Source organism: Pseudomonas sp. S1(2024), assembly GCF_046557535.1.
On record NZ_JBKGFP010000037.1, the window covers coordinates 1 to 23,204 of the forward strand.

At 55.9% G+C, this 23,204-nt stretch carries 18 protein-coding genes and 2 pseudogenes; 12 read left to right on the plus strand and 8 right to left on the minus strand.

Annotated features, from left to right (window positions below; all coding sequences use genetic code 11):
• Positions 1-91: 91 nt before the first annotated feature.
• A complete protein-coding gene (locus ACLCGK_RS10600) occupies positions 92-694 on the minus strand; it encodes a glutathione S-transferase family protein (RefSeq protein WP_013971500.1) in 603 nt (200 codons plus the stop codon).
• 146 nt (positions 695-840) lie between these two features.
• Here ACLCGK_RS10600 and ACLCGK_RS10605 point away from each other — a divergent pair, with 146 nt between their 5' ends.
• Positions 841-2,031 carry a benzoate/H(+) symporter BenE family transporter gene (locus tag ACLCGK_RS10605; protein ID WP_044046915.1) on the plus strand — a complete coding sequence of 397 codons (1,191 nt, stop codon included), beginning with the start codon at positions 841-843 and terminating at the stop codon, positions 2,029-2,031.
• Between the two features lie 62 nt (positions 2,032-2,093).
• Here the strand turns inward: ACLCGK_RS10605 and ACLCGK_RS10610 are convergent, their stop codons facing one another.
• Together ACLCGK_RS10610 and ACLCGK_RS10615 are read right to left on the minus strand one after the other, a co-directional pair.
• Positions 2,094-2,975 carry a methyl-accepting chemotaxis protein gene (locus ACLCGK_RS10610; protein ID WP_371264047.1) on the minus strand — a complete coding sequence of 294 codons (882 nt, stop codon included), beginning with the start codon at positions 2,973-2,975 and terminating at the stop codon, positions 2,094-2,096.
• Positions 2,955-4,034 (minus strand): annotated as a pseudogene (locus ACLCGK_RS10615) (HAMP domain-containing protein); the annotation flags it as partial. The gene ACLCGK_RS10610 and the pseudogene ACLCGK_RS10615, both read right to left, overlap by 21 nt.
• Before the next feature lie 406 nt (positions 4,035-4,440).
• On the opposite strand from ACLCGK_RS10615, the gene ACLCGK_RS10620 reads away from it, so the two are divergent.
• Positions 4,441-5,184: a hypothetical protein gene (locus tag ACLCGK_RS10620; RefSeq protein ID WP_410951963.1), complete on the plus strand. Its 744-nt coding sequence runs from the start codon at positions 4,441-4,443 to the stop codon at positions 5,182-5,184.
• A 130-nt stretch (positions 5,185-5,314) separates the two neighbouring features.
• Here the strand turns inward: ACLCGK_RS10620 and ACLCGK_RS10625 are convergent, their stop codons facing one another.
• Positions 5,315-6,076 carry an SDR family oxidoreductase gene (locus ACLCGK_RS10625; protein WP_103444820.1) on the minus strand — a complete coding sequence of 254 codons (762 nt, stop codon included), beginning with the start codon at positions 6,074-6,076 and terminating at the stop codon, positions 5,315-5,317.
• Between the two features lie 175 nt (positions 6,077-6,251).
• Between ACLCGK_RS10625 and ACLCGK_RS10630 the strand changes: the two genes are divergently transcribed.
• The gene (locus ACLCGK_RS10630) at positions 6,252-7,253 is read left to right on the plus strand and encodes an NADP-dependent oxidoreductase (protein WP_367245366.1); all 1,002 of its coding nucleotides are present in this window, start codon (positions 6,252-6,254) and stop codon (positions 7,251-7,253) included.
• A gap of 55 nt (positions 7,254-7,308) precedes the next feature.
• Here ACLCGK_RS10630 and pyrF read toward each other — a convergent pair whose 3' ends face one another.
• Positions 7,309-8,010 (minus strand): orotidine-5'-phosphate decarboxylase, encoded by a 702-nt coding sequence (gene pyrF, locus ACLCGK_RS10635; protein ID WP_397462445.1) that lies wholly within the window; start codon positions 8,008-8,010, stop codon positions 7,309-7,311.
• Positions 8,011-8,319: 309 nt separating this feature from the next.
• Here pyrF and ACLCGK_RS10640 point away from each other — a divergent pair, with 309 nt between their 5' ends.
• On the plus strand, positions 8,320-8,487 hold the full coding sequence (locus ACLCGK_RS10640; protein ID WP_280044982.1) for a DUF2897 family protein: 168 nt from the start codon (positions 8,320-8,322) through the stop codon (positions 8,485-8,487).
• A 66-nt stretch (positions 8,488-8,553) separates the two neighbouring features.
• Here ACLCGK_RS10640 and ACLCGK_RS10645 read toward each other — a convergent pair whose 3' ends face one another.
• On the minus strand, positions 8,554-8,889 hold the full coding sequence (locus ACLCGK_RS10645; protein ID WP_410951964.1) for a ComEA family DNA-binding protein: 336 nt from the start codon (positions 8,887-8,889) through the stop codon (positions 8,554-8,556).
• Positions 8,890-9,321: 432 nt separating this feature from the next.
• Here ACLCGK_RS10645 and wecB point away from each other — a divergent pair, with 432 nt between their 5' ends.
• Both wecB and ACLCGK_RS10655 read left to right on the plus strand, forming a co-directional pair.
• Positions 9,322-10,458, plus strand: coding sequence for a non-hydrolyzing UDP-N-acetylglucosamine 2-epimerase (wecB, locus tag ACLCGK_RS10650; RefSeq protein WP_103443885.1), 1,137 nt, complete (start codon positions 9,322-9,324; stop codon positions 10,456-10,458).
• A gap of 393 nt (positions 10,459-10,851) precedes the next feature.
• Positions 10,852-11,127: a DUF3077 domain-containing protein gene (locus tag ACLCGK_RS10655; protein ID WP_410951965.1), complete on the plus strand. Its 276-nt coding sequence runs from the start codon at positions 10,852-10,854 to the stop codon at positions 11,125-11,127.
• Positions 11,128-11,244: 117 nt separating this feature from the next.
• Here ACLCGK_RS10655 and ACLCGK_RS10660 read toward each other — a convergent pair whose 3' ends face one another.
• Positions 11,245-11,949 carry a hypothetical protein gene (locus ACLCGK_RS10660; protein WP_410951966.1) on the minus strand — a complete coding sequence of 235 codons (705 nt, stop codon included), beginning with the start codon at positions 11,947-11,949 and terminating at the stop codon, positions 11,245-11,247.
• A gap of 222 nt (positions 11,950-12,171) precedes the next feature.
• Positions 12,172-13,836 carry a glucose-6-phosphate isomerase gene (pgi, locus tag ACLCGK_RS10665; protein ID WP_410951967.1) on the minus strand — a complete coding sequence of 555 codons (1,665 nt, stop codon included), beginning with the start codon at positions 13,834-13,836 and terminating at the stop codon, positions 12,172-12,174.
• 332 nt (positions 13,837-14,168) lie between these two features.
• On the opposite strand from pgi, the pseudogene kdsA reads away from it, so the two are divergent.
• The 6 genes and pseudogenes from kdsA (at position 14,169) to ACLCGK_RS10695 (ending at position 23,181) form a co-directional block, all read left to right on the plus strand.
• Positions 14,169-15,016: pseudogene (gene kdsA / locus ACLCGK_RS10670) on the plus strand (3-deoxy-8-phosphooctulonate synthase).
• A 656-nt stretch (positions 15,017-15,672) separates the two neighbouring features.
• Positions 15,673-16,464: an ABC transporter permease gene (locus tag ACLCGK_RS10675; RefSeq protein WP_410951968.1), complete on the plus strand. Its 792-nt coding sequence runs from the start codon at positions 15,673-15,675 to the stop codon at positions 16,462-16,464.
• Positions 16,465-16,477: 13 nt separating this feature from the next.
• Positions 16,478-17,131, plus strand: coding sequence for an ABC transporter ATP-binding protein (locus ACLCGK_RS10680; protein ID WP_410951969.1), 654 nt, complete (start codon positions 16,478-16,480; stop codon positions 17,129-17,131).
• Between the two features lie 54 nt (positions 17,132-17,185).
• On the plus strand, positions 17,186-18,292 hold the full coding sequence (locus tag ACLCGK_RS10685) for an ABC transporter permease (protein ID WP_410951970.1): 1,107 nt from the start codon (positions 17,186-17,188) through the stop codon (positions 18,290-18,292).
• Entirely contained in the window at positions 18,285-19,373 is a 1,089-nt protein-coding gene (locus ACLCGK_RS10690; protein WP_410951971.1) for a polysaccharide biosynthesis/export family protein, read from the plus strand. The genes ACLCGK_RS10685 and ACLCGK_RS10690 overlap by 8 nt, the downstream gene beginning before the upstream one ends.
• Before the next feature lie 61 nt (positions 19,374-19,434).
• On the plus strand, positions 19,435-23,181 hold the full coding sequence (locus tag ACLCGK_RS10695; protein WP_410951972.1) for a CDP-glycerol glycerophosphotransferase family protein: 3,747 nt from the start codon (positions 19,435-19,437) through the stop codon (positions 23,179-23,181).
• Positions 23,182-23,204 lie beyond the last annotated feature (23 nt).

Consider the following 23,204-nt stretch of genomic DNA (forward strand, 5'->3'; position numbering starts at 1 on the left):
TCCCACCCCACAGTTTCCACCAAGGGGGGAGGTGTGTGGGAGGGCTGGGGGGAGCGGGCATGCCCGCGAAGAGGCCGGCACAGGCTATAAACTAGCCCACCATCGGCACATGCCGCGGGTGGCTGCTGACCCGCTCCAGCCAGGCCCTCACTGCCGGGTAGTCGGCCAGGTCGAACCCACCCTGCTGCGCCACATGGGTGTAGGCATACAACGCCACATCGGCAATCGAATACTGTTCGCCGACCAGGTACGGCGTCATCTGCAACTGCCGCTCCATCACCTTCAGTGCCTTGTAACCCCCCTTGTGCAGCTTGCGGTATTCCTCCACTCGCTCGTCCGGCAACCCCAGGTAGAACTGGATGAAACGCGCCACGGCAATGTAGGGCTCATGACTGTACTGCTCGAAGAACTGCCACTGCAGCACCTGGGTGCGCAGGCGTGGCTCGGTGGGCAGGAACTCGCTGCCGTCGGCCAGGTAGTTGAGAATGGCATTGGACTCCCAAAGGTAGCTGCCGTCTTCCAGCTCCAGCACCGGTACCTTGCCGTTGGGGTTCATCGCCAGGAACTCGGGCGTTTCGGTCTCGCCCTTGAGGATGTCCACCGGGTGCCATTCATATGGCCGGCCCAGCAGGCTCAACATCAGCTTGACCTTGTAACAGTTGCCCGACTGGTAGTCGCCGTAGACCTTGTACATCGCCCCCTCCACTCCCAAGCAGTTCTGCATTTGCACCCAATAGTTGGCGACTGTACGGCTAAAAGCAATGGTCGCTGTATGGCAAGGATCAACCTTGCTCGCTGTAGTCTGAAAAAACTGCTTACACCTTTACAAGGATTTTGTTCATGACCGATGCCACTTCCATACGCCTGCGGCCCCTGGCAGACAGCTCCCCGTCGGCGGTGGTCGCCGGCTTCATCGCCATGCTCACCGGCTATACCAGCTCGCTGGTGCTGATGTTCCAGGCCGGCCAGGCAGCCGGGCTGACCACCGCGCAGATTTCCTCATGGATCTGGGCGTTGTCGATCGGCATGGCGGTGTGCAGCATCGGCCTGTCGCTGCGTTACCGCACACCGATCACCGTGGCCTGGTCCACCCCCGGCGCCGCCTTGCTGATCACCAGCCTGGGCGGGGTCAGCTATGGCGAAGCGATCGGCGCCTACATCACCTGTGCCGTGCTGGTGCTGATCTGTGGCCTGACTGGCAGTTTCGAGCGCCTGGTCAAGCGCATCCCGGCCTCGCTGGCCTCGGCGCTGCTGGCGGGTATCCTGTTCAAGATCGGCAGCGAAATCTTCGTTGCCGCCCAGCATCGCACCCTGCTGGTACTGGGCATGTTCTTCAGCTACCTGCTGGTCAAACGCCTGTCGCCGCGTTACTGCGTGCTGGCCGCGCTATTGGTGGGTACGGCGCTGTCCGGCGCCCTGGGCCTGCTGGACTTCAGCGGCTTCCGGCTGGAAGTGGCCACGCCGGTGTGGACCACGCCAAGCTTCTCGCTGGCGGCAACCATCAGCATTGGCATTCCGCTGTTTGTGGTGGCGATGACCTCGCAGAACATGCCGGGTGTGGCCGTGCTGCGCGCCGACGGCTACCAGGTGCCGGCCTCGCCGCTGATCTCGGCCACCGGCTTTGCCTCGCTGCTGCTGGCGCCGTTTGGTTCGCATGGGGTCAACCTGGCGGCGATCAGCGCGGCGATCTGCACCGGGCCGCATGCCCATGAAGACCCGGCCAAGCGTTATACCGCGGCTGTGTGGTGCGGGATTTTCTATGGCATTGCCGGGGTGTTCGGCGCGACCTTGGCGGCGCTGTTTGCGGCGCTGCCAAAAGAACTGGTGCTGTCGATTGCGGCGCTGGCGCTGTTCGGCTCGATCATGAACGGGCTGACCGTGGCCATGAGCGAAGCGCGTGAGCGCGAGGCTGCGGTGATCACCTTCATGGTTACCGCTTCGGGGCTGACCTTGTTCTCGATTGGTTCGGCGTTCTGGGGGATTGTGGCGGGGGTACTGGCCCTGATGATTCTCAACCCGCGCAGGGCCTGAAGGTATTTGTTGCCTGTGCCGGCCTCTTCGCGGGCACAGGCAACACAAGCCCCAGGCCTGGATCACAACCTGAAATGCCCCACCATCCCCTTCAGGTCAGTACCCAACTGCGCCAGCTCGATACTCGACCGGGCATTGTCCTGCATCGCCAACGCCGCCTGATCGGCACTACCACGGATCTGCGTGACGCTGCGGCTGATCTCTTCTGCCACCGAACTCTGCTGCTCGGCCGCCGCGGCAATCTGCTGGTTCATCTGCTGGATCAATGAAACCGCCGCCGCAATGCTGCCCAGCGCGCTTTCGGTCTGCAGCGCATCAGCCACCGCCAAACGCACCAGCTCGGTACTGCCGCGAATCTGCGCCACCGACTGCTGGGCATTGCCCCGCAGGCTGGCGACCAAGGTCTCGATCTGCTCGGTAGACTGCCGGGTACGCCGCGCCAGCGCACGCACCTCGTCAGCGACCACGGCAAAGCCACGCCCCTGCTCACCCGCGCGGGCGGCTTCGATAGCAGCATTCAGCGCCAACAGGTTGGTCTGCTCAGCCACGCTCTTGATCACTTCCAGCACGTCGCCAATGGTGTGGATCTCGGCACTGAGGCTGTCGATACCGGCGCTGGCCGTCTCTGCCGCCGACGCCAGTTGCTCGATGCGCTGCATGCTCTGGCGCACCACCTGCTGCCCGGAATCAACCTTCTCATCCGCAGCCTGGGCCGCCTGCGCCGCCTCCTCGGCATTACGCGCCACATCGTGCACGGTGGCGGTCATCTGCTGCATGGCGGTAGCCACCTGCTCGGTCTCTTCCTTCTGGCTGCCCACCTCGCGGTTGGTCTGCTCGGTCACCGCCGACAGCGCCTGCGCATTGCCGGCCAGTTGCTCGATGCCCTGCTGCAAACCGCTGACAATGCCCGACAGGCCCGCCGCCATCTGCTGCATGGCCTGCATCAACTGCCCTACTTCGTCCCGGCGCGGTGCCTGGGCGTCGAAGCTCAGCTCGCCGGCAGCGATACGTTGGGCGCGGGCAATCACATGCTTGAGCGGCCCGACCACGGCGCGGGTGATCAGCCAGGCGGCCAGCACACCTACCAGCAGCGCCAATGCGGTAGCCAGGCCGATGGCCACGGCATTGCGTTGCAATTCGCCCTGCAGGGCCTGCTCCTGCCCCAGGTAAGCCTGGTCGACCCGACTGGTGACTTGCTCGGCACTGGCCTGCAACTGCGCCTTCAAGCCCTGCTCGCGTGCTAGCTGGTCAGTGTATTCGTTGAGCTTTTCCGAGAAGCTGCCAATGTGCCCCGCCACTTCGCCCAACACACTCTGGTAGCCAGCATCGCTGACAGCGCCCTGCAACTGGCTGACCAGGCTGGCAGCTTCGACGGTCTGGGCAATGCGCTCCTGGCTGACGCCCTCTTCGCCCTTGCGGCTTTTTTCCAGGCGTACCCGCGCTTCGTCCATGGCCTGCAGCATCAGCCGCGACACCTGCGCCACCTGCGTGGCCTGCTCGAGGAACGCGCCGCCCTGCTGGCCCTGTGACTGCTTGAGGGTATACACGCCGTCGTCAGCCAGGCCGGCCTGCAGTACGTCGAGGTTGTTGGCCACGCTGGACACCGACCAACTGGCCATGTCCAGCGCCAGCTCCTTGGCCTGCACCGCCTCGACAAAGGCCTCGAACGCCTGGCCATAGGCTGCAAGGTCGGTTTCCGCCGCCGCCAGCGCCGGCAGGCCACGGGCGCGTTCGACCAGGCCTTGCAAGCCGCTGCGCAAGGCCTCGGCCTGCTGCAGGTCGGAGCGCAGGGCAAATGCCTGCTCGTGCTGGCGCAAGCGCAGCAGGTCAGTATTGAACTGGGCCAGCTGACGCAAGCTGTCGAAGCGCTGGCTAACGCTGTGCAGCGCGGCAATGCCAATGCCGGCCACCGCCAGGGTTAGCACCAGCACCAGGGCAAAGCCCAGGCCGAGTTTGCGGGCCATGCCCAGGTTGGCCAGCATACCGTGCTTGCTCGCGCCCATGCCGATTCCCCTTCTGCGTGCGAGGTTATCCCGAAAGCCAAGGGTGGCAACGTTGCCAGCCGATGGACAAGGGCCTGGCGTCAGAATGGTGTCAAATAGCTATGGCTTGTCGTTTTTAGCTGTATCAAGGTCGGTTTTTGCCAGCCACGGCAGGCGCCAGCAGCGAGCCATTGATTTTAGTTCAGCACGGCGCCCCCCGAGCGGACCACGGCCAATCAAGTGGAAGCAAGTTTCTATCAGTTTATTCCAATTACTATTTGTAAAATAAATTTGGCGTCATTAATTCTGCGCCAATGTTTGAGCAAGAAAAAATATTAAATGGCCACTATTCAAATTGAAAACACCGCTATCGTAATAGGTAACTGGCCCACCCCTTCGGCCACGTAGAGCCCGTCTGGAGTTTTCCATGAAAACAGCCCTCCTTGCTGCTGTGGTCACCCCGTTGCTGTTTGTTGCGCTACCAACGGTGGGGCATGCTGAAACTTCCACTGCACCGCTATTAACCATTGGTTTGCAAGGAAGTTATACCCAATTGGAGTTGAACGGGCGTGGCAATGAAACGGAAGATATGCCAGAAGGCGGGCTATTTATTAACTACGGCAACAAGATGACGGCAAAGGACGGGCTTATCTACCAGGCCGAAGCCAGCGGCATGTACTCGAAAAAGCAGAACCAGAAGCTCAAGGACGGCCAGGCCGACCTCGACCTGGGCTGGCGCCTGGCCCTGGCCGAACGCCACTCCGTCGACCTGTTGCTGGGTACCGGTTACAAATGGAACCGGCTGTCACCCAATACCCGCCGGTATGACGTCGACCTGACCAACCGTACACCGTTCGCCAAGATTGCCGCGGGTTACAACTACCGTTTCAATAATGCCACCTTGCGCTTCGAAGCCGGGGTGCGCCAGTTGATCAATGGCGATGCGCAATTGGAAATACATGGCCTCAGCAGTGAAGATGTAGATTTGAAAGATACCAGCAACCCCTTTGCCGAACTTAGCGTACTGTTCAATCAGCAAGGCAACGTGCCAATACTCGTCGCGCTTTATATGAGCCGCTACAATTATGAACTGGACGGGCAGTTCATGATGACCGATTCGGACGACCAGACCCGCGACGAATATGGCCTGAAAGTAGGCGTCAGCTTCTAGGCGGGCGCACGCCCAGGCCGGCACAATAAGGGCTTGGGCGCGCGCATCCTGCCCATATGCGACATAGCCACACGCGCCTACGCCCCCGTAGCAACGGCGTTACCCGCGTCGCAGGCCACGCGGTTCCGGTTCAGATCGCCGTAGCCCCACCATCCACCGTCAGGCAATGCCCTGTGGTAAACGCTGCGCCATCACTGCACAGGTACAGCACGGCGCTGGCAATTTCCTCGACCTTGCCAATGCGCCCCACCGGATGCATGGCAGCGGCAAACTCGGCCTTGCGCGGGTCGGCCTCATAGGCGCGGCGGAACATATCGGTGTCGATCACCGCCGGGCACACCGCATTCACCCGGATGCCCTTCTTGGCGTATTCGATGGCCGCCGACTTGGTCAGGCCTATCACCGCGTGCTTGGAAGCGCTGTAGATGCTCATCTTCGGCGCCGCGCCCAAGCCCGCCACCGAAGCGGTATTGACGATGGCCCCACCGCCCTGGGCCAACAGCAACGGCAGCTGGTACTTCATGCACAGCCACACACCCTTCACGTTGACGCCCATGATGGCATCGAACTCCGCCTCGCTGCCCTCGGCCAGGCGGCCCTGCTCTATCTCGATACCAGCGTTGTTGTAGGCATAGTCCAGCCGCCCATAGGCGGCGATCAGGCGTTCGTGCAGTTGGCGCACCTCGGCCTCACGAGTAACGTCGCAGGCAATGAACAGCGCCTCCCCGCCCGCAGCGTGGATCAGCGCCACAGTGGCCTCGCCACCGGCCGGGTCAAGGTCGGCCACCACCACCTTCAGGCCCTCCCGGGCAAAAGCCAGGGCGGTTGCCCGGCCGATGCCGGCGGCGGCGCCGGTAACCAGGGCTACCTGGCCGGAAAAGGTCATGCTCATCGCGTGCTCCAAAGCGTGCTTGGTGGGGTTCAGAGCATAGTCAGCCACTACCCGGCCTGGCAGCATCATCACTCCACCGGTTGGGCTACCATGCTTGTCAGTGATGTTAACGACCTGCCTACATCAACAGGGTAGATTTGACGCCTCCCCCTTCCACTGCCCACAAGGACCTGCCATGACCTACACCAACCGCCGCTTCCTGCTTGCCAAACGCCCGGTCGGCACCGTGCGCCGAGACGACTTCAGTTTCGAGGCCGTACCCGCCGAACAACCCGGTGAAGGCCAGGTGTTGGTGCGCAACCTGTACCTGTCGCTGGACCCGGCCATGCGTGGCTGGATGAACGAAGGCAAGTCGTACATCCCGCCCGTGGCACTGGGCCAGGTGATGCGCGCACTGGGCGTGGGTGAAGTGGTGGCCTCCAACCACCCAGGGTTCAAACCAGGCGACCACGTTAGCGGTGCGCTGGGTGTGCAGGACTATTTCACTGGCGAACCCCAGGGCCTGCACAAGATCGACCCCAACCTGGCGCCGCTGCCGCGCTACCTGTCGGCGCTGGGCATGACCGGCATGACCGCCTATTTCGCCCTGCTGGAGGTCGGCCAGCCCAAGGCTGGTGAAACCGTGGTCATTTCCGGCGCAGCCGGCGCGGTGGGCAGCATTGTCGGGCAAATTGCCAAGATCAAAGGCTGCCGCGTGATCGGCATTGCCGGCGGCGCCAAGAAGTGCCAGTACCTGAAGGACGAACTGGGCTTCGACGGGGTTATCGACTACAAGGCCGAAGATGTGCTGGCCGGCCTGAAGCGTGAATGCCCCAAAGGCGTGGACGTGTATTTCGACAACGTCGGCGGCGACATCCTCGATGCGGTGCTGACACGCATCAACTTCAAGGCGCGCATCGTGATTTGCGGCGCGATCAGCCAGTACAACAACAAGGAAGCGGTGAAAGGTCCGGCCAACTACCTGTCGCTGCTGGTGAACCGTGCGCGCATGGAAGGTTTTGTGGTGATGGACCACAGCAAGGACTACGGCAAGGCCGCGCTGGAGATTGCCGGCTGGCTGGCCAGCGGGCAAGTGAAGAGCAAGGAGGATGTGGTGGAGGGGCTGGAGACCTTCCCCGAGACCTTGTTGAAGCTGTTCAGCGGGGAGAACTTTGGCAAGTTGGTGTTGAAGGTTTAAAACAAAAAAAGGGCCGGCACTCTCGTGCCGGCCCTTTTTCCATTACCGCAGCTGATTACCCACGAATCTCCGCCACCACCGCCGCCAGCGCCTGCGCCGGGTCGGCAGCCTGGCTGATCGGCCGGCCAATCACCAGGTAATCCGAACCAGCATCCAGCGCCTGGCGCGGGGTGAGGATACGGCGTTGGTCATCCTGCGCGCTGCCCGCCGGGCGAATACCCGGGGTCACCAGCTGCAGAGACGGGTGCGCGGCCTTCAGCGCCGGGGCCTCCAGCGCCGAGCACACCAGGCCGTCCATGCCAGCCTTCTGCGCCAACGCCGCCAGGCGCAGCACCTGCTCTTGCGGGTCGATATCCAGGCCGATGCCGGCCAGGTCTTCACGCTCCATGCTGGTCAGCACGGTCACGCCAATCAGCAACGGCTGCGGGCCGCTACGCTTGGCCAGCTCTTCACGGCAGGCCACCATCATGCGCAGGCCACCGGAGCAATGGACGTTGACCATCCATACCCCCATCTCGGCAGCGGCCTTTACCGCCATGGCCGTGGTGTTGGGGATGTCGTGGAACTTGAGGTCCAGGAACACTTCGAAGCCCTTGTCGCACAGGGTTTCGACAATGCCTGAAGCGCTGCTGGTGAACAGCTCTTTACCCACCTTTACCCGGCAAAGCGCAGGGTCAAGCTGGTCAGCCAGCTTCAGGGCGGCCTCACGGGTAGGGAAATCCAGGGCGACGATCAGGGGCGTCTGGCAGGCGGGCATGGGCAGGAGCTCTTGGCAAGTTGAAAACGGCGCGCATTGTAAACGAAGTGGCGCATGCTTTGGGGGCCGCGGGTCACGGAATTGGCCCGGCACGGGCTAATGCCTGTCAATCAAGCAGTAAAGCTGGCAGGTGATTGCCTTGAGATGTCGATCGCATAGGCGATGCCAAAGGCACCACAAACACCTCGCCTTATCCTGACTGACTGGCATTACGGCACAGCCTGTGCCTCTATAATTGAACCAACGGAACGGGTAACTGCTCAAATTTCATACACGCGTTGCCCATCGCCCGATTTAAGGAGAACGACAATGCCCTGGTATGCCTGGCTAATACTCATCATAGCCCTCGGCTCCATCGTCGGCGGGTTGATGCTGCTGCGCGACACAGCCAAAAAAGTGCCGCTGACCGAAGAACAACTGCGCAAGGTGCGTGAGCGCAATGCCGAGGCCGATGCCAAGGACGCGCAAGACCGCTAGAAGGCCAGCACGGTGGGCTGGTTCCCTCGAAGGCCGGGCCAGGGCATCAACCCCGGCCCCTCCCCCTTACTTCACCATCACCTTGTCCCGGTTACGCTCCAGCAACGCATTGCCAATCCCCTTGATCTCCAGCAACTCATCCACCGAAGCAAACGGCCCATTGGCTTCACGGTAGGCGACGATCGCCTCGGCCTTGGCCTTGCCGATCCCGTTCAGCTCCTTCTGCAAGGTCAGTGCATCCGCCGTGTTCAGGTCCAGCTGCTGCGCCTGCTGGGCCTGCGCCTGGGCCACCACCGGTACCGGCTCGGCCACTGCCGTGGCACTGGCCGGGGCTGCACTGAGCGAGAAGGACAAACTGGCGAACAGCGGCAGCAGCAGGTACGACAGAACGTTATTGCGCATGGTCAACACTCCTTAGGTTGGCGATTTATCAGCAGCCGTTTTCCTTCGGCTGCGCGAACAACCCTAGCGATTAACCCGACAGCAAAACACCCGCCGCCCCCGGCGAATGGTTACCGAATCAGTCAGCAAAACCGCCAGCTTCGCCCACCCACAAACTACGGCCATTTCATCGCCAGCGCCCCCCCCCCCTGGCAGCTCAAGGCCTTGGCCCCGTGCCTGTAAGCAAATGCCCATTGGTCCGATAACCACTGCCTACCCGCCCCCTGCCGCTTTCCTACAGTGCCCGCCGAACAACACCTGACGCGCAAACCGTCCAGCCACCGGCCGACACGCATCTGCGGTGCAAACTGGCGTCCCACCCCCCGCCTGCTAGATTTCTTCAGCAATGGAAAACCGCTTTGCTTCAAGGACCCGAGCAAGAGGATCACCGCCGTGCCCCTCAAGACCCTGACCGTTTTCGGTACCCGCCCAGAAGCCATCAAGATGGCCCCCCTGGCCCTTCAGCTAGCCCAGGACAGCCGCTTCGAAGCCCGCGTGTGCGTCACCGGCCAGCATCGGCAAATGCTCGACCAGGTGCTGGAGCTGTTCGGCATTACCCCCGACTACGACCTGAACATCATGAAGGCCGGCCAGGACCTGACTGGCGTGACCACCGCCATCCTGCAAGGCATCAAGCCCGTGCTGGCCGGCTTCAAGCCCGACGTGGTGCTGGTGCACGGCGACACCGCCACTACCTTCGCCACCAGCCTGGCGGCTTATTACCAGCAAATCCCCATTGCCCATGTAGAAGCCGGGCTGCGCACCAACAACTTGTATTCACCCTGGCCCGAGGAAGGCAACCGGCGTCTCACCGGCGCCCTGGCCGCGCTGCACTTTGCCCCAACCACCACCTCGCGCGAGAACCTGCTGCGTGAAGGCACCGACCCGATGCACATTTTCACCACGGGCAACACCGTGATCGACGCCTTGCTGGAAGTGGAAAAGAAGCTGCAAAGTCCTGAGCTGAATGCTCGCTTTGCCCGGCACTTCAGCTACCTGGCCGCCGACCGCCGCCTGTTGCTGGTGACTGGCCACCGCCGCGAGAACTTCGGTGGCGGCTTCGAGCGCATTTGCCAGGCGCTGGTGCACACTGCGCGGCAATTCCCCGAGCTGGACGTGGTGTACCCGGTGCACCTCAACCCCAACGTGCGCGAGCCGGTCAACCGGCTACTGGGCGATGTGCGCAACATCCACCTGATCGAGCCACTGGATTACCTGCCGTTCGTGTACCTGATGACCCGCGCGTACGTGATCCTGACCGACTCTGGGGGCATCCAGGAGGAAGCACCGGCGCTGGGTAAACCGGTGCTGGTGATGCGCGACACCACCGAGCGGCCTGAGGCTGTGGCGGCGGGTACGGTGCGGCTGGTGGGAACACAAGTGGACTCGATTGTGAGGGAGCTGAATACATTGCTGACCAATGAGGCGGTGTACCGCGAGATGAGCGTTGCACATAACCCCTATGGTGACGGACACGCTTGTGCACGCATACGCGAAGCACTCGCGACACATCTGGGGCGAACGGCATAGCCCCGCCGAAGCTATCGCAGCGAAGACATTTGCCAGGGCATGCGGAGCAATCCCCTTTGCCCCCACGGCACACACAGCGCGTCAGACTTTCCTGAAACCTCGCCCCACCCCTTCAGCTCAGATAACCGGGCGAACTATCCTACACACCAGTCAGAAGCAGCTGAATTGTCGGGGAAATGCCCCAGGGATAACTTCACCGGGTCGCCAAGTTGGTGACCGGGTGTGAGAACCTGATGCGAGTTACCTGACTTGCCTGTCATGGCGGTCGTACGCGGGCAGACTTCGGTCTGGCCGGGCTTTGTAGCTCCCTCGGTTTCTCACCCCGTGTACGACTGCCGCCCTGGTCCGTGAGAAAGATTCGCGTGGCAGTTCCACTGTTCAGGAGCTACTACCATGGAAAACAACAACCAATCCCCCATCCTCACCGCAGGCATCGAAACCTTCCTTGAAGCCGGCAACCCCACCCTGGACCTGCTTCGCGTCCAACCCGGCGTCCCCGTCGATGATGCGTATGAGCACGTCTCGGTCCTGCTGGGCTACTGCAAGCACCTGGTGCGCGAAGGCGACATGGAAGACGACCACAAGATGCTGGGCGCAGCCGATTACCTGCTGGCGATGGCCAAAGCGTTGATGAACGACATCGAGATTGCGAAGAACAAGCGCCACTGAAGCGCTCTCGCAAGACCTGGGGGGCGTTGTGGGAGCGGGCTTGCCCCGCGAACACCGGCGCAGCAGGTGCCATCCACTCCATCCCCACTAAAATTTCCGGCTTCAATCAGCCGGCCCTCAAATCACCGTGCGAGGGTAAACACTGATAAACGCCGAAATGGAAATCGCATCCCCATCATCAACCTTCACCCGCGGGCTTTGCCCCGAGCGTTTGATATCGGTTGCAAACTCCGCAGCCTTGAACGCTTGCTCCAACTCGTCGCTGCCCACCCCGGTATACACAACCACCTGGGTACCGGTGTTGTGCTTCTGCAGGGGCAGCTGCTTGATCTGCACCTGAACACCCGACTTGGTCAGCGCTACGGCAATTTCCTTGGCAAAGCGAACCGCCTCTTTGTCATCCTTGTGGATATTCAGCAGCACCACTGGTGCCAGGGTTTTAGCCTTCAGCTCGCCCGCCAACGCCTTGAATGCATCGTGCGCCTGCGGCGTCAGCGTGCGGGGCTTAAGGCTGGCCTCCAGCTTGAGCCGCTCGGCCCGCTCCTGCTCCAGTTTGGCCCGCTCACGTTCAAGTTCGGCCTTCAGCGCGTCGTTCTCTTCCAGCAACTGCTGAATTTCCAGCTGCGCCTGCATGTCCGACTCGTTGACCACGGTGACCTCCTGCGTGGCCCGCGAAAGGCTCACTTCGGAGTGCTGGTTTTTTACATCCGAGGTCATGTGGGCAAAGATCATTGCACTGGCGGCGATCAGCGCGGCGATGACGGCGGTGGCAGAGGCTATGGCGTGGATAAGGCTGGCTGTGTCTGCTGAAATATCAGGCATAAACAACTTCTTGAAGTTAGGGATGTTCATCGTTTCACGTTAAGGGAAAGGCGCCGTAATTGGCACGCATCGAATACTCATAGCGCTTCGAAAGCAAGCTTCACCATTGCAGAGTGCTATACATTTGAATGACTTACGACAGAATTTCAACGATAGAAACTCTGTTCAGCTCCAAGCTTACGCCTACCCACACCCGTTCTAGACTCTTAGGCCCAGGAGGAATCAGCCCCGGTGCCGGCCGCGGAAGTGGTTGATCAGCCCCTGCGTCGAACCATCTTCAGCACTGTCTTCAACGTTTCCAATCAAGCGCTGATATACCCCCTCACCTAACTCCTTGCCCAGCTCAACACCCCATTGGTCAAACGCGTTGATGCCCCAGATAACGCTTTGAACGAAGACTTTGTGTTCGTACATGGCTACCAAGGCACCCAAGCGGCGTGGGCTGATGCGCTCGACGACCAAGGTATTACTCGGGCGGTTGCCTGGAATAACCTTGTGTAGTGCCAATCTTTCAATATCTGTTTCGCTCAAGCCTTTGGCGCGCAACTCTGCTTCGGCCTCATCACGAGTTTTGCCCAGCATCAACGCCTGGCTCTGCGACAGGCAGTTGGCGTAAAGCCACTGGTGATGGTCCGCTACAGGATTGAAGCTCACCACTGGCACGATGAAGTCAGCGGGAATCAACTGAGTGCCTTGATGCAAAAGTTGGTGGTAGGCGTGTTGCCCGTTGCAGCCGACACCACCCCAGATTACCGGCCCGGTCTCGGTTTTGACGGGTGTGCCATCCTGCAAGACACCTTTACCATTGGACTCCATATCCAACTGCTGCAAGTGTTTGGTTATGTTGCGCAGGTAGTGATCATACGGAAGAATCGCGTGGCTATGCGCCCCCCAAAAGTTGCCGTACCACACGCCCAGCAAAGCCAGCAGCACGGGCATGTTTTCACTGAAAGGCGCGGACTGGAAATGCTGGTCCATGGAATGCGCGCCAGACAACAGTTCCTTGAAATTGGCAGTACCGATAGCCAAGGCAATCGGCAGGCCGATTGCCGACCATAGCGAATAACGTCCACCCACCCAATCCCACAATGGGAAGATGTTTTCCTCTCGAATACCGAAAGCTACTGCAGCAGACTTATTGCTCGATACGGCGATGAAATGACGATGCAGTTCAGCCTCCGTACCACCCTGCGCCAAGTACCACGTACGCGAGGCGGTAGCGTTCTTCAGGGTTTCAAGGGTGCTGAACGACTTCGACGAAACGATAAACAACGTGGTTTCGGCGCGCAGATTGGCAGACAGCTCATGGAACTCGCTACCGTCGATATTTGCGAGATAGTGGCAGCGCACGCCACGTTGGGCATAGGGCAGCAACGCCTCTGAAACCAGCTCGGGGCCAAGGAACGAACCGCCAATACCGATATTGACCACGTCAGTAATCGGTTTTTCGGTGTAGCCGCGCCACAGACCATTGTGGATACGACCGACCAAATCGGTAATCTGGTTAAGTACCTTGTGCACCTCGGGAATGATGTTCACCCCGTTGACACACAGCTTGTCAGCCACCGGCCGGCGCAATGCCGTGTGAAGCACCGGACGACCTTCGGTAACGTTGATGACCTCACCGCTGAACATCGACTGGATCGCACCCTGAAGGCCCACATCGCCGGCTAGGTTCACCAACAAGTCACGAGTCTGGTCGGTGATTAGGTTTTTCGAGTAATCCAGGAACAGGCCGCAGCTACTCAGGGAGAATCGGTCAAAGCGATTGGCATCGTTGCTAAAAGCTTCACGCATGTTGAAGCCTTGCATGGCATCGCGGTGTTGCTGAAGCGCCTTCCAAGTTGGCAAAGCAGTGACATCGTGGGGTGTACGGTAAAACGCCATTGCAGGGAGATCCTTAATGCTGGGTGATGCTTGAACCCAGCAGTCATTGCTAGGTTCAAATCGGCACCATTATAGACATTGAGCACGCGGGGGAAAGGGAAAAGCCTGAAAGGTTAGCTTTCAGGGGAGATGAAAATCCGGCTTTTTTTCTGGTAGAGGAACGCACTTGATCTGATTTAACACGCTCAGAGCTGCTCTGACCCGCCTATCTCAGAAACCCTCATCAACCTGGCAAAAAATTGTAGAATCGGATCCACGACGCGTAGCGAGGGAATGCTGCCCCCCCCTCGCCACTCCCTATGGGCCCTCCCCGTTGATATAGTGAGTAAAAAATAACTCAAATTGTCCCCACAATCGAATGCTCGAACCAGGCTCCTTTTGTCCTGTTCGGTGGTATCAACGTCCTTGAGCCCGAAGACCTTGCCCTGACTGCATGCTCGGAATACGTCGGCATCACAGAGAAGCTAGGTATCCCGTATGTATTCAAAGCAAGTTTTGACAAGGCCAACCGCTCTTCCATCCATTCCTTCCGAGGCCCAGGCATGGAAGAAAGACTGCGCATATTTGAAAAGGTACAAGCTGAGTTCGGCGTCCTGATCATCACCGACGTCCATGAAATCAACCAAGCTCACCTGTGGCTGAAGTGGTAGATGTATTGCAGTTGCCTGCCTTTCTTTCGTGTCAAACCGACCTCCTCGTCGCCTTGGCCAAAACGGGCAAGCCAGTCAATATCAAAAACCTCAGCTCCTAAGCCCATCGCAAATACAAATCACGAGCACAAACTCACGGAAGCTGGTAAACGACCATTTGATTCTGTGCGATCGTGGTACTTGCATGGGCTACGACAACCTAGTTGTAGACATGCTTGGACTTGGCGTGATGAAGCGCACGTCCGATGACCTGCCGCTCATTTTTGACGTGACGCACGCACTGCAGAATCGCGATCCAGCCGGCACTGGTTCCGGCGACCGATGTGAGCAGATCGTCGATCTTGCGCGCGCAGGCATGGGGGACGGGCTTGGACTTGGCTGGCCTGTTCCTGGAAGCGGCACCAAAATCCGGACAGGCCAAGTACGATGGTCCAAGCGCACTTCCACTGGACAAATTGGAACCGTTCCTGGCGAAAATCAAGGCCCTAGATGATTTGGTCAAGTCTTTCCCGCCACTGATTATTTTTTGATAGGATTAGTTTTTATTAAAAGATGCATCGGGCACACAGCTTATCGCAAACCGATCTCATCAAAGGAACTCCTTAGCCAACTTTGAGCTTGCTATGGGTGGAAGCCTCTTCTAAAGCGGAGGCGGCTTGAAGTACACGCAGATGACAATTGATAACTTAAAAAAGTATAACCACCTGAAATTAATGCATTACCATTAATACACGCAATCACAAAACGCTTCCATTAAAATAGAATAATTGCCAGACTCTAGAGAGGAGGATTGAGACATAAACCTCACTTAAAATAAAAACCTAACAAAGTACTAACTCGAGCAATAACAGCGCGCGACTTCTTTCGCATTTGGTTGATGGCTTATTCTGCGACACTGCCGTCCGGCCTGCCACGAACCAACCGACACACGGTTCTTGCCTAAACCGCCACCGATGTGCGTACTCGGGCGCTTCCCCGCCCGCTGTAAACAAGGTGAAAACATCTGAGATGGGATGACTGTTTGCCGCATTTTCCTTGACGCTAGCGCCTGACCCAATTAACCTCAGGCGTCTTAGTACATGGAAGTATCCGGGATATTCCCTGCCTCCCGCCTGGGAAATCGGGCCTTTCGTGAAGATGAATTCCGGCGTGCCTAGGCGCGCTGCTTTGCTTTGCGGTCGCCATCTTGAAGCCTCGTTCCTCTCTGCAGATCCAGAAATCCGTCATTTTTGCTCTCGTCTTACGCGAGGCGCGCGCGCGCATCGGCGACAGCCGCCTCGGTGCCGTATGGATGCTACTGGAACCACTGGTTCACCTACTGCTTTTTTCCCTGCTATTTGCCATGCTGCGTGGGCGCACCGTCTCTGGTGTCGAGTACCCGGTTTTCATCCTGGTGGGTATGGCTCCGTTCCTGCTGTACCGCAACACCGCGCTGCGCCTGATGGACAGCCTACGTGAGAACCGGTCTCTATTTGGTTATAAGCAGATCAAACCGCTAGACACGTACGTCGCTCGTGTCATTGTCGAAACGTGCATTGCAGCAACTGTTTACACCATTTTGGTGTTTGGCTTCGCTTGGTTTGGCTTCGACATGTCTGTACATAGCCCTCTGCAATGGGTTTCAACCCTGCTTCTGGGCTTGCTGTTTGCTTTTGGCCTAGGGATGCTTTTGGCCTTGATCACACACGCCTTACCTAGCCTGAAGATCATCATTCGCATGGCATTCTTCCCGCTCTACTTCATCTCGGGCGTGCTGATTCCAGCATCCTATCTGCCTCAGGCCATGATGCCGGTACTATTGCTAAACCCCTTCCTGCACATTCTCGAACTGGTCCGAGCCGAAGTGCTGCCCCACTATAGCCCGGTTGATGGCGTGTCCGAGACCTATGTGTTCACCTTCACCCTGGTATTGCTGTTCCTGTCCCTTGGCGCTTATCGCGCACGCAGGATGCATCTGATTTCTACCAAGAACGGTTAAGTACAGGTCAAAAGTGTTTGAGCTCAGAAACGTCACTAAGTCGTATCTCACCCCCAAAGGTCGCCGATATGTCTTCCGTAACTTGTCGCTGGCTATACCTCCAGGCAAGAACATCGGCTTAATCGGCCGAAATGGCGCAGGTAAGTCCACACTCATGCGACTGCTTGGCGGGGCCGACGTGCCGGACTCCGGTACGATCGTCACAGACCGTAGCATCTCTTGGCCTGTTGGATTGACCGGTGGTTTTCAAGGTAGCATGACAGGACGCGACAACATAAAGTTTGTTTGCCGGATTTATGGCGCGACTGGCGAGGCCATGCGCGAAAAAGTACGTTACGTGCAAGAGTTTGCCGAAATTGGTGACTGGATTGACGAACCTATCAAAACGTACTCGTCAGGTATGCGGTCACGATTAGCATTCGGGTTAAGCATGGCCTTCGATTTTGATTATTACCTAATCGATGAAGTGATGTCGGTGGGGGATGCACAATTTAAACGTAAATGTGCAGAAGTCTTCAAAGACAAGCTACAAAAATCCAATATTGTGCTGGTTTCCCACTCCATGCCTGAGATTGAAAAGCTTTGTGATTTGGTTCTGCTTGTACGCAATGGCGGCATTCAGGTTTATGACGACGTCGCAGAGGGCATCAATGCTTACAACAACTAATTATTCCCTATTTCAATTAAGTAGCACCGTTCCACTTCAAGGATGCATCCAACTATGAGCAGTACGGGCAACAAGAAGGGCTGGCGCCTAACAATCGCCATGGTGATTCTGCCAATGATCCTGGCAACCGTATACTACGGGGTGTTTGCAGTTGACCGCTTTGTCAGTTCCTCCCAAGTGGTCGTGCGTCAAGACGGCAATAACCAAGGCGCTCAGGTACCTGGCTTGGCCACCCTACTGACCGGTGCCAACCCCGCATCAAGAGAAGAGACGCTTTATCTTCGCGAATACATCACCTCTATGGACATGATGTTGTTGCTGGAGAGCCAAGTGCATTGGATAGAACAGTTCGCCGCCCAACGCAGCGACGTGTTCTTCTGGCTCGATAAAGATGCTCCACGCGAAGAGTTGTTGAAGTACTATAAGCGCATGGTTTCTGCCCACTATGATGAAACTACCGGCCTGTTGCGCGTAGAAGTGCAAGCCTTTACGCCCGAGCTTTCGGAGCAAATGCTACGAGTAATTCTCCTGGCGAGCGAGCACTTCGTAAACGAGGTAAGCCACAATATTGCCCGCGAACAGATGAAGTTTGCGCAAGGCGAACTGGAAAGCGCTCGGCAGAACTATTCAAAACGTAAAACTCAGCTGTTGAACTTCCAAAATGAGAACAAGGTGCTCGACGGCGGAAACACCGCACAGAGTCGTGCAACTATCATCGCTGAATTAGAAGGACAGTACACGAAAGAACAAGCTGCCCTGACTGAGATGTCCTTTAAGCTACGCGGCGATGCACCACAGATGCGTCAGCAGAAACAAAAAGTCGAAGCTATCACCCAGCAGCTCGCTAAGGAGAAGCGACTACTTGTTTCCTCCCCGCAAGGCTCTCAACTCAACGTAGTAGCTTCACGCTACCAACAATTGACTCTAGACGCAGGAATTGCGGAGGAGACCTATAAGACCTCCGTCGCCGCACTCGACAATGCCCGTATCGAAGCGAGCAAAAAAATTCGCACTCTGGTCACTGTAGTCAGCCCCAACACTCCGCAACTCGCTCTGTATCCAGAGCGTTTGTATAACTTGGCGACCATTCTATTTGGCCTCCTGATGGTATACGGCATTACTCGCTTCATCTTGGCTTCGATCGAGGATCATCGTGATTAAATCCCTGGCTGTCTCTCGTAATTTTAACCGGAAGCTGGGAGCGGTAGTCTTCGTGACACTTGGCCTCTCTGGTTGCGGTGGAACACTTTCTGGCGCGGGCCCATACAAGGGTGCAATTGAAGAAAAAAATGAGTCCTATACTCTTGTAGATATCAGTGCTCAAACTATCGCTCCCTATATGCGTGACGCTGAAACCCCTGCTTTGAAAAGCGTGACCAAACCACTTTCACCGGAAGTGCGTTTAATGTCTGGTGATGTTCTCAATGTACTGATAGCTGACACCGCGCCCGAAGGTTCCGCGTTGTTCGCACCACTTGCGACTGGCGGCACTCAGCTTAGATCCCGAATCGATGCGCAAGGGATGCTATCTCTACCTTATGTAGGGCGGCAATTCGTCGCTGGGATGACGCTAAATCAAGTTGAAAATATGATACGCCGTCAGCTCAAAGGTATTACCTCCGACGTCCAGACGCACGTCGAATTAGTAGGTGATCTGTCTGGATCAGTGCTCGTCGCAGGAGCAGTCAAAACTCCCGGTCGTTTTAGCACTCTCCAAGGTCCACTGACGTTACTCGATGCAGTAAACCAAGCAGGAGGTCCAGTACTTGAACCTCACTTGGTAAATGTGACTGTCCGTACGGGGCATGATGTACAGCAGTTTAATTATGAAGACGTCCTTGCCGGTAACAACATGGTTCTTCAACCCAATTCTGAAGTGGTACTTGATCGGGCAAGGCAGCGTTTTGTAGCGATGGGCGCAGTAAACGAACCTGGTCTGAAAGACTTGCCCGCTAGAAACACTAGCTTGCTTGATGCGCTCGGCTCTGTTGGGGGGTTACGCGAAGGTAATGCGAACGCGGAGGGTGTATTTGTATTCCGGATGGAAAATGGTCGCTCGAAGCCCAAGGTTCTTCGGCTAAATATGCGCGATCCCGCTGCGATCTTCTACGCGCGTCAGATTGTAATTAAACCGGACGATACAATTTACGTCACAAATGCTGCTGTTTATGAATGGCAAAAAATCATCTCCCCTATCGTACAGACAATGATTTTTAGCCGCGCAACCGGAATCGCAAACTAACCCTTCAAAATCCTAGGCGAGCAGAACTTCTGCTCGCCCACAACGATACTAAATTACCCTCATGGCCAGAAAACGCAATAGAAATACCAAGCGCGCCCAAAACTCTAACTCAACTCATGCAATGGCCCCCATCAAGCCCGAAGTTCTACCATTGCCATTTGAGATACCTGAAGCTCTCGAAAAAAAATCTTCTACATCGACTTATTCGATTATCGCTGCCGTTTATAATGTTGGGCTATACCTAACTGCTTTCTTTGAATCCATAGTCAACCAAAGCATTGATTTTGAAAAATACATTGAAATTATCCTGGTGGATGACGGTTCCATAGATAATTCCGCAGAAATTATCAATGAATGGGTTAACAAGTTTCCATTTAACATTCGCTATTTGAAACAAAGCAACGCAGGCCAGGCTCAGGCTCGTAACAATGGGCTGCGGTATGCAAAACATGAATGGGTCACTTTCGTCGACCCCGATGATTTTCTGTCGCTAAACTATTTTGAAGCTATTGACAAGTGTTTACAAAACGCACTGCGCAACGGCAAAGAATTGAAGCTGGTTAGCGCTAATATGATATTCTTTATGGAAAATCGCAACGAGTTTAGCGATAACCATGCACTGAAATTCCGATTTGCCAACGGAGATCAATACCTGCGATCTGATGATCTGGGTAAGTTCATACAGCTTAGCGCTAGCACTGCTGTTTTCAAGCGCAACCGCGTACTAAGCGAAAACCTCTTCTTCAACCCTTTAATTAGACCGGCCTTTGAGGACGGTCACTTTGTAAATCGATATCTACTTGGTCTTGATCAAGATTATGTCGCATTCATTACCGAACCTAAGTATTACTATCGCAAGCGGGAGAATGGAACTTCGACCATCGACACTGCGTGGGAGAAGCCTGGTAGATTTGACGCCCAACTTAGACTTGGCTATCAAAGCCTAATCAATGAGAGCCTCAAGCGCTACGGGTCCGTCAAACCTTATATCCAGCGCACCATTTTCTACGATTTGGCTTGGCACTTTAAACGCTTCATCAACAACGACGGAAAATTAAGCCATCTAACGCCTGAAGCTAGAGATAAATATACCACAATCATTAGGGAGATCATGCAACATATCTCGTACGAGACGATGTTGAATTTCGAACTAGCAGGACTGTGGTTCTTCCAAAAGTTTGGACTTATCTCATACTATAAAAATACCGAACCGCAGTTTAACATCGTCTATATAGACGGGACCGATGAATTCCGCGACCTAATAAAGGTGCGTTATTTCACGAGAAATTCAAGCCCTAAAGAACTCATTCGCTTTGACAACAGATTAACCATACCTGTATTCGACAAAACTCATCGCCACACTCTGTATGGTGAAACTTTCCTTTATGAAAGGATCATCTGGCTAAAACCCGGCGATACAAAAACATTGCGCATCCAGGTCGAGGACAAGACGGATACGCGCATTAGCCTCAAAGGCAAGCAGCATAAAGGTCGCGTAGACGTCTCCGAGGTGTTCAACCTTCTACAAATCAAGCCACCTGCATTGGAAACTCTGCCACCTGAATCCATGCTGCTTCGAGAGCAAGCCCTGTCACATAATAATCGTATGAAGTTCGCCAATTGCTGGCTCTTTATGGACAGGAACTCTTTCGCAGATGACAATGCGGAACATCTCTATCGGTACGTAAAAGAACACCATCCTCAGAATAATATCTACTTCATTTTAAATGAAACTTCTAGCGACTGGAATCGGCTCAAGGCCGAAGGCTTCAAGCTTATTCCATTTGGAACTGAGGAGCATAAAATCGCGCTGCTGAATGCTGCGCACCTTATCTCCTCACATGCTGACCACTATGTATTTGGCGGGTTGTCGAATGCACATTTCGCCGACATCAAGAAATACAAGTTTACATTCCTGCAACATGGGATTATCAAAGATGATCTCTCTGGCTGGCTAAATGGCAAAGATATTCATTGCTTCGTTACCTCGTCGCAACGCGAGTATGACTCAATTTGCCATGGGGATAGTTATAAGTTCTGCGAGCGAGAAGTAGTTCTAACTGGTCTACCAAGGCATGACAGACTAAGGTCTACACCACGAAATTCTCGTCCTAGCATTTTAATAATGCCAACCTGGCGCCATGAATTAGTCGGCAAAGCGTCGGATAATGGCTTTGAACGCGACAAACAATCAGGGTTCATCACAAGTCAATATGCGACCGAGTGGAGGTCATTCCTGCACTCTACCCGCTTGCGAGAAATCTCCGAAAAACATGAATATGATGTGGTGTTTTTCCCGCACGCTAACGTTCAACCATACCTGCCTGAGTTCGAAGTCCCAGATTTTATAAAAATTGGTACTCACAACCCCGAGATATCAATGCAGCAGTATTTCGCAGATTGCGAGATACTGGTGACGGATTACTCTTCCGTTGCATTTGAAGTAGCTGCTCTGGACCGAAAAGTTGTGTACTTCCAATTTGACCAGGACACCTTCTTCAACGGTAGCCACACTTACACAAAAGGTTATTACTCTTACGAGCTTGACGGATTTGGGCCTGTGCACAGAACTTTGGAGGGGACGTTAGACGCTCTCGACGAGGCTGCAGAAGGCACCTTTGACCAAGCCCTTTATTCAGAACGCAGAAACGCGACGTTTGCGTTCCATGACATATCCAGCTGTGAGCGTGTGTATAAAGCCATTGTAAATCTTGAGCGAAATACAGTCTCACCTCTTGAACTCTCTAAATCTGTACGACGCGCCGCAAACCGAGCAATGGAGAACGGAAATTGGGAGCTTTCTCAAGAAGCCTGGGAGCGACTAATCGAAAACTCCCCAACACTTTTGAGCGTATCAGATTCCATTGCCTACTCGCGCACGCTTCGCGAACTGGGAGAACACTCGAAATGTGCACAGTGGCATGAGAAGCTGAGAGAGCTTGGTCTTTGGTCTGAGCAAATGAGAGATGAAGCTCTCGCCGTTTCATTCACCTTAAGCCCTGATCAGATCACTATTGAGGACTACGAGCACTTCAAACTTAAGTTAGTTGATCAGAAAATACCAGCTAGAGCAGTAGCCGCTGCAGCGCGGCATTACAGAACCATGGGGGATATTGACCAAGCAATAGCTCAGTTCGACTATACAAGCAATATGCAGCACCCTGATATTTTGGTTGAGCGTGCGCTTATCGCTGAAAAACTAGAAATCTGGGAAGATGCTGAGAGGCTTTGGGTCGATCTGCAGAAAGTCGACGCTAATCCTAGCTACGCATTTCAGGCCGCACGTGCCCAACTTTTCCAAGGAAAGTATAAAGACGCGTTTAAAAAGCTAAGCCGTCTTAAACTGCCACTCGCTGATGTAAGTCAAAATCTGATCGCGGGTGAAATTTTCTATTTGAATCAGAAATGGAAAGAAGCAAGCGACTGTTGGACTGCGGCTTCCTCCGAAATGACTCCGGACCTTTGGCTCAAATTGGCACGAAGCCGCAGACGCAGTGGTCAGTATGAGCTAGCCCTTGAGGCAATCTCCCAAGCTAATCTGGCTTCAGATGAGCGGATATTCATGCAAGAGCGAGCATTAATCAGTATCGCCTCTGAAGCATGGGTGGAAGCTGTAAACAACTTGAAAGAGTTCATTTCACGTAAGGATTTGAACCCGAACAAGGACGCCACCGTCGATTTAGCCCATGCGCTGTTCAAAAGCGGTCAACTGGACGCAGCGACTCAGGTACTAACGCAATATTGCAAGCGGCACGGTAACTCTCCACGGACAGAAAAAGCCTGGAACGATTTTAAGACTTCGGCATAATTGTGGGAAAGCCTAGCAGTACT

What these genes read in the sequence shown, in the direction of transcription:
- ACLCGK_RS10600 (WP_013971500.1), bottom strand. Translation starts at nt 694, where the DNA reads ATGTACAAGGTCTACGGCGACTACCAGTCGGGCAACTGTTACAAGGTC.
- ACLCGK_RS10605 (WP_044046915.1), top strand. Translation starts at nt 841, where the DNA reads ATGACCGATGCCACTTCCATACGCCTGCGGCCCCTGGCAGACAGCTCC.
- ACLCGK_RS10610 (WP_371264047.1), bottom strand. Translation starts at nt 2,975, where the DNA reads ATGCAGGCCATGCAGCAGATGGCGGCGGGCCTGTCGGGCATTGTCAGC.
- ACLCGK_RS10620 (WP_410951963.1), top strand. Translation starts at nt 4,441, where the DNA reads ATGAAAACAGCCCTCCTTGCTGCTGTGGTCACCCCGTTGCTGTTTGTT.
- ACLCGK_RS10625 (WP_103444820.1), bottom strand. Translation starts at nt 6,076, where the DNA reads ATGAGCATGACCTTTTCCGGCCAGGTAGCCCTGGTTACCGGCGCCGCC.
- ACLCGK_RS10630 (WP_367245366.1), top strand. Translation starts at nt 6,252, where the DNA reads ATGACCTACACCAACCGCCGCTTCCTGCTTGCCAAACGCCCGGTCGGC.
- pyrF (WP_397462445.1), bottom strand. Translation starts at nt 8,010, where the DNA reads ATGCCCGCCTGCCAGACGCCCCTGATCGTCGCCCTGGATTTCCCTACC.
- ACLCGK_RS10640 (WP_280044982.1), top strand. Translation starts at nt 8,320, where the DNA reads ATGCCCTGGTATGCCTGGCTAATACTCATCATAGCCCTCGGCTCCATC.
- ACLCGK_RS10645 (WP_410951964.1), bottom strand. Translation starts at nt 8,889, where the DNA reads ATGCGCAATAACGTTCTGTCGTACCTGCTGCTGCCGCTGTTCGCCAGT.
- ACLCGK_RS10655 (WP_410951965.1), top strand. Translation starts at nt 10,852, where the DNA reads ATGGAAAACAACAACCAATCCCCCATCCTCACCGCAGGCATCGAAACC.
- ACLCGK_RS10660 (WP_410951966.1), bottom strand. Translation starts at nt 11,949, where the DNA reads ATGCCTGATATTTCAGCAGACACAGCCAGCCTTATCCACGCCATAGCC.
- pgi (WP_410951967.1), bottom strand. Translation starts at nt 13,836, where the DNA reads ATGGCGTTTTACCGTACACCCCACGATGTCACTGCTTTGCCAACTTGG.
- ACLCGK_RS10685 (WP_410951970.1), top strand. Translation starts at nt 17,186, where the DNA reads ATGAGCAGTACGGGCAACAAGAAGGGCTGGCGCCTAACAATCGCCATG.
- ACLCGK_RS10695 (WP_410951972.1), top strand. Translation starts at nt 19,435, where the DNA reads ATGGCCAGAAAACGCAATAGAAATACCAAGCGCGCCCAAAACTCTAAC.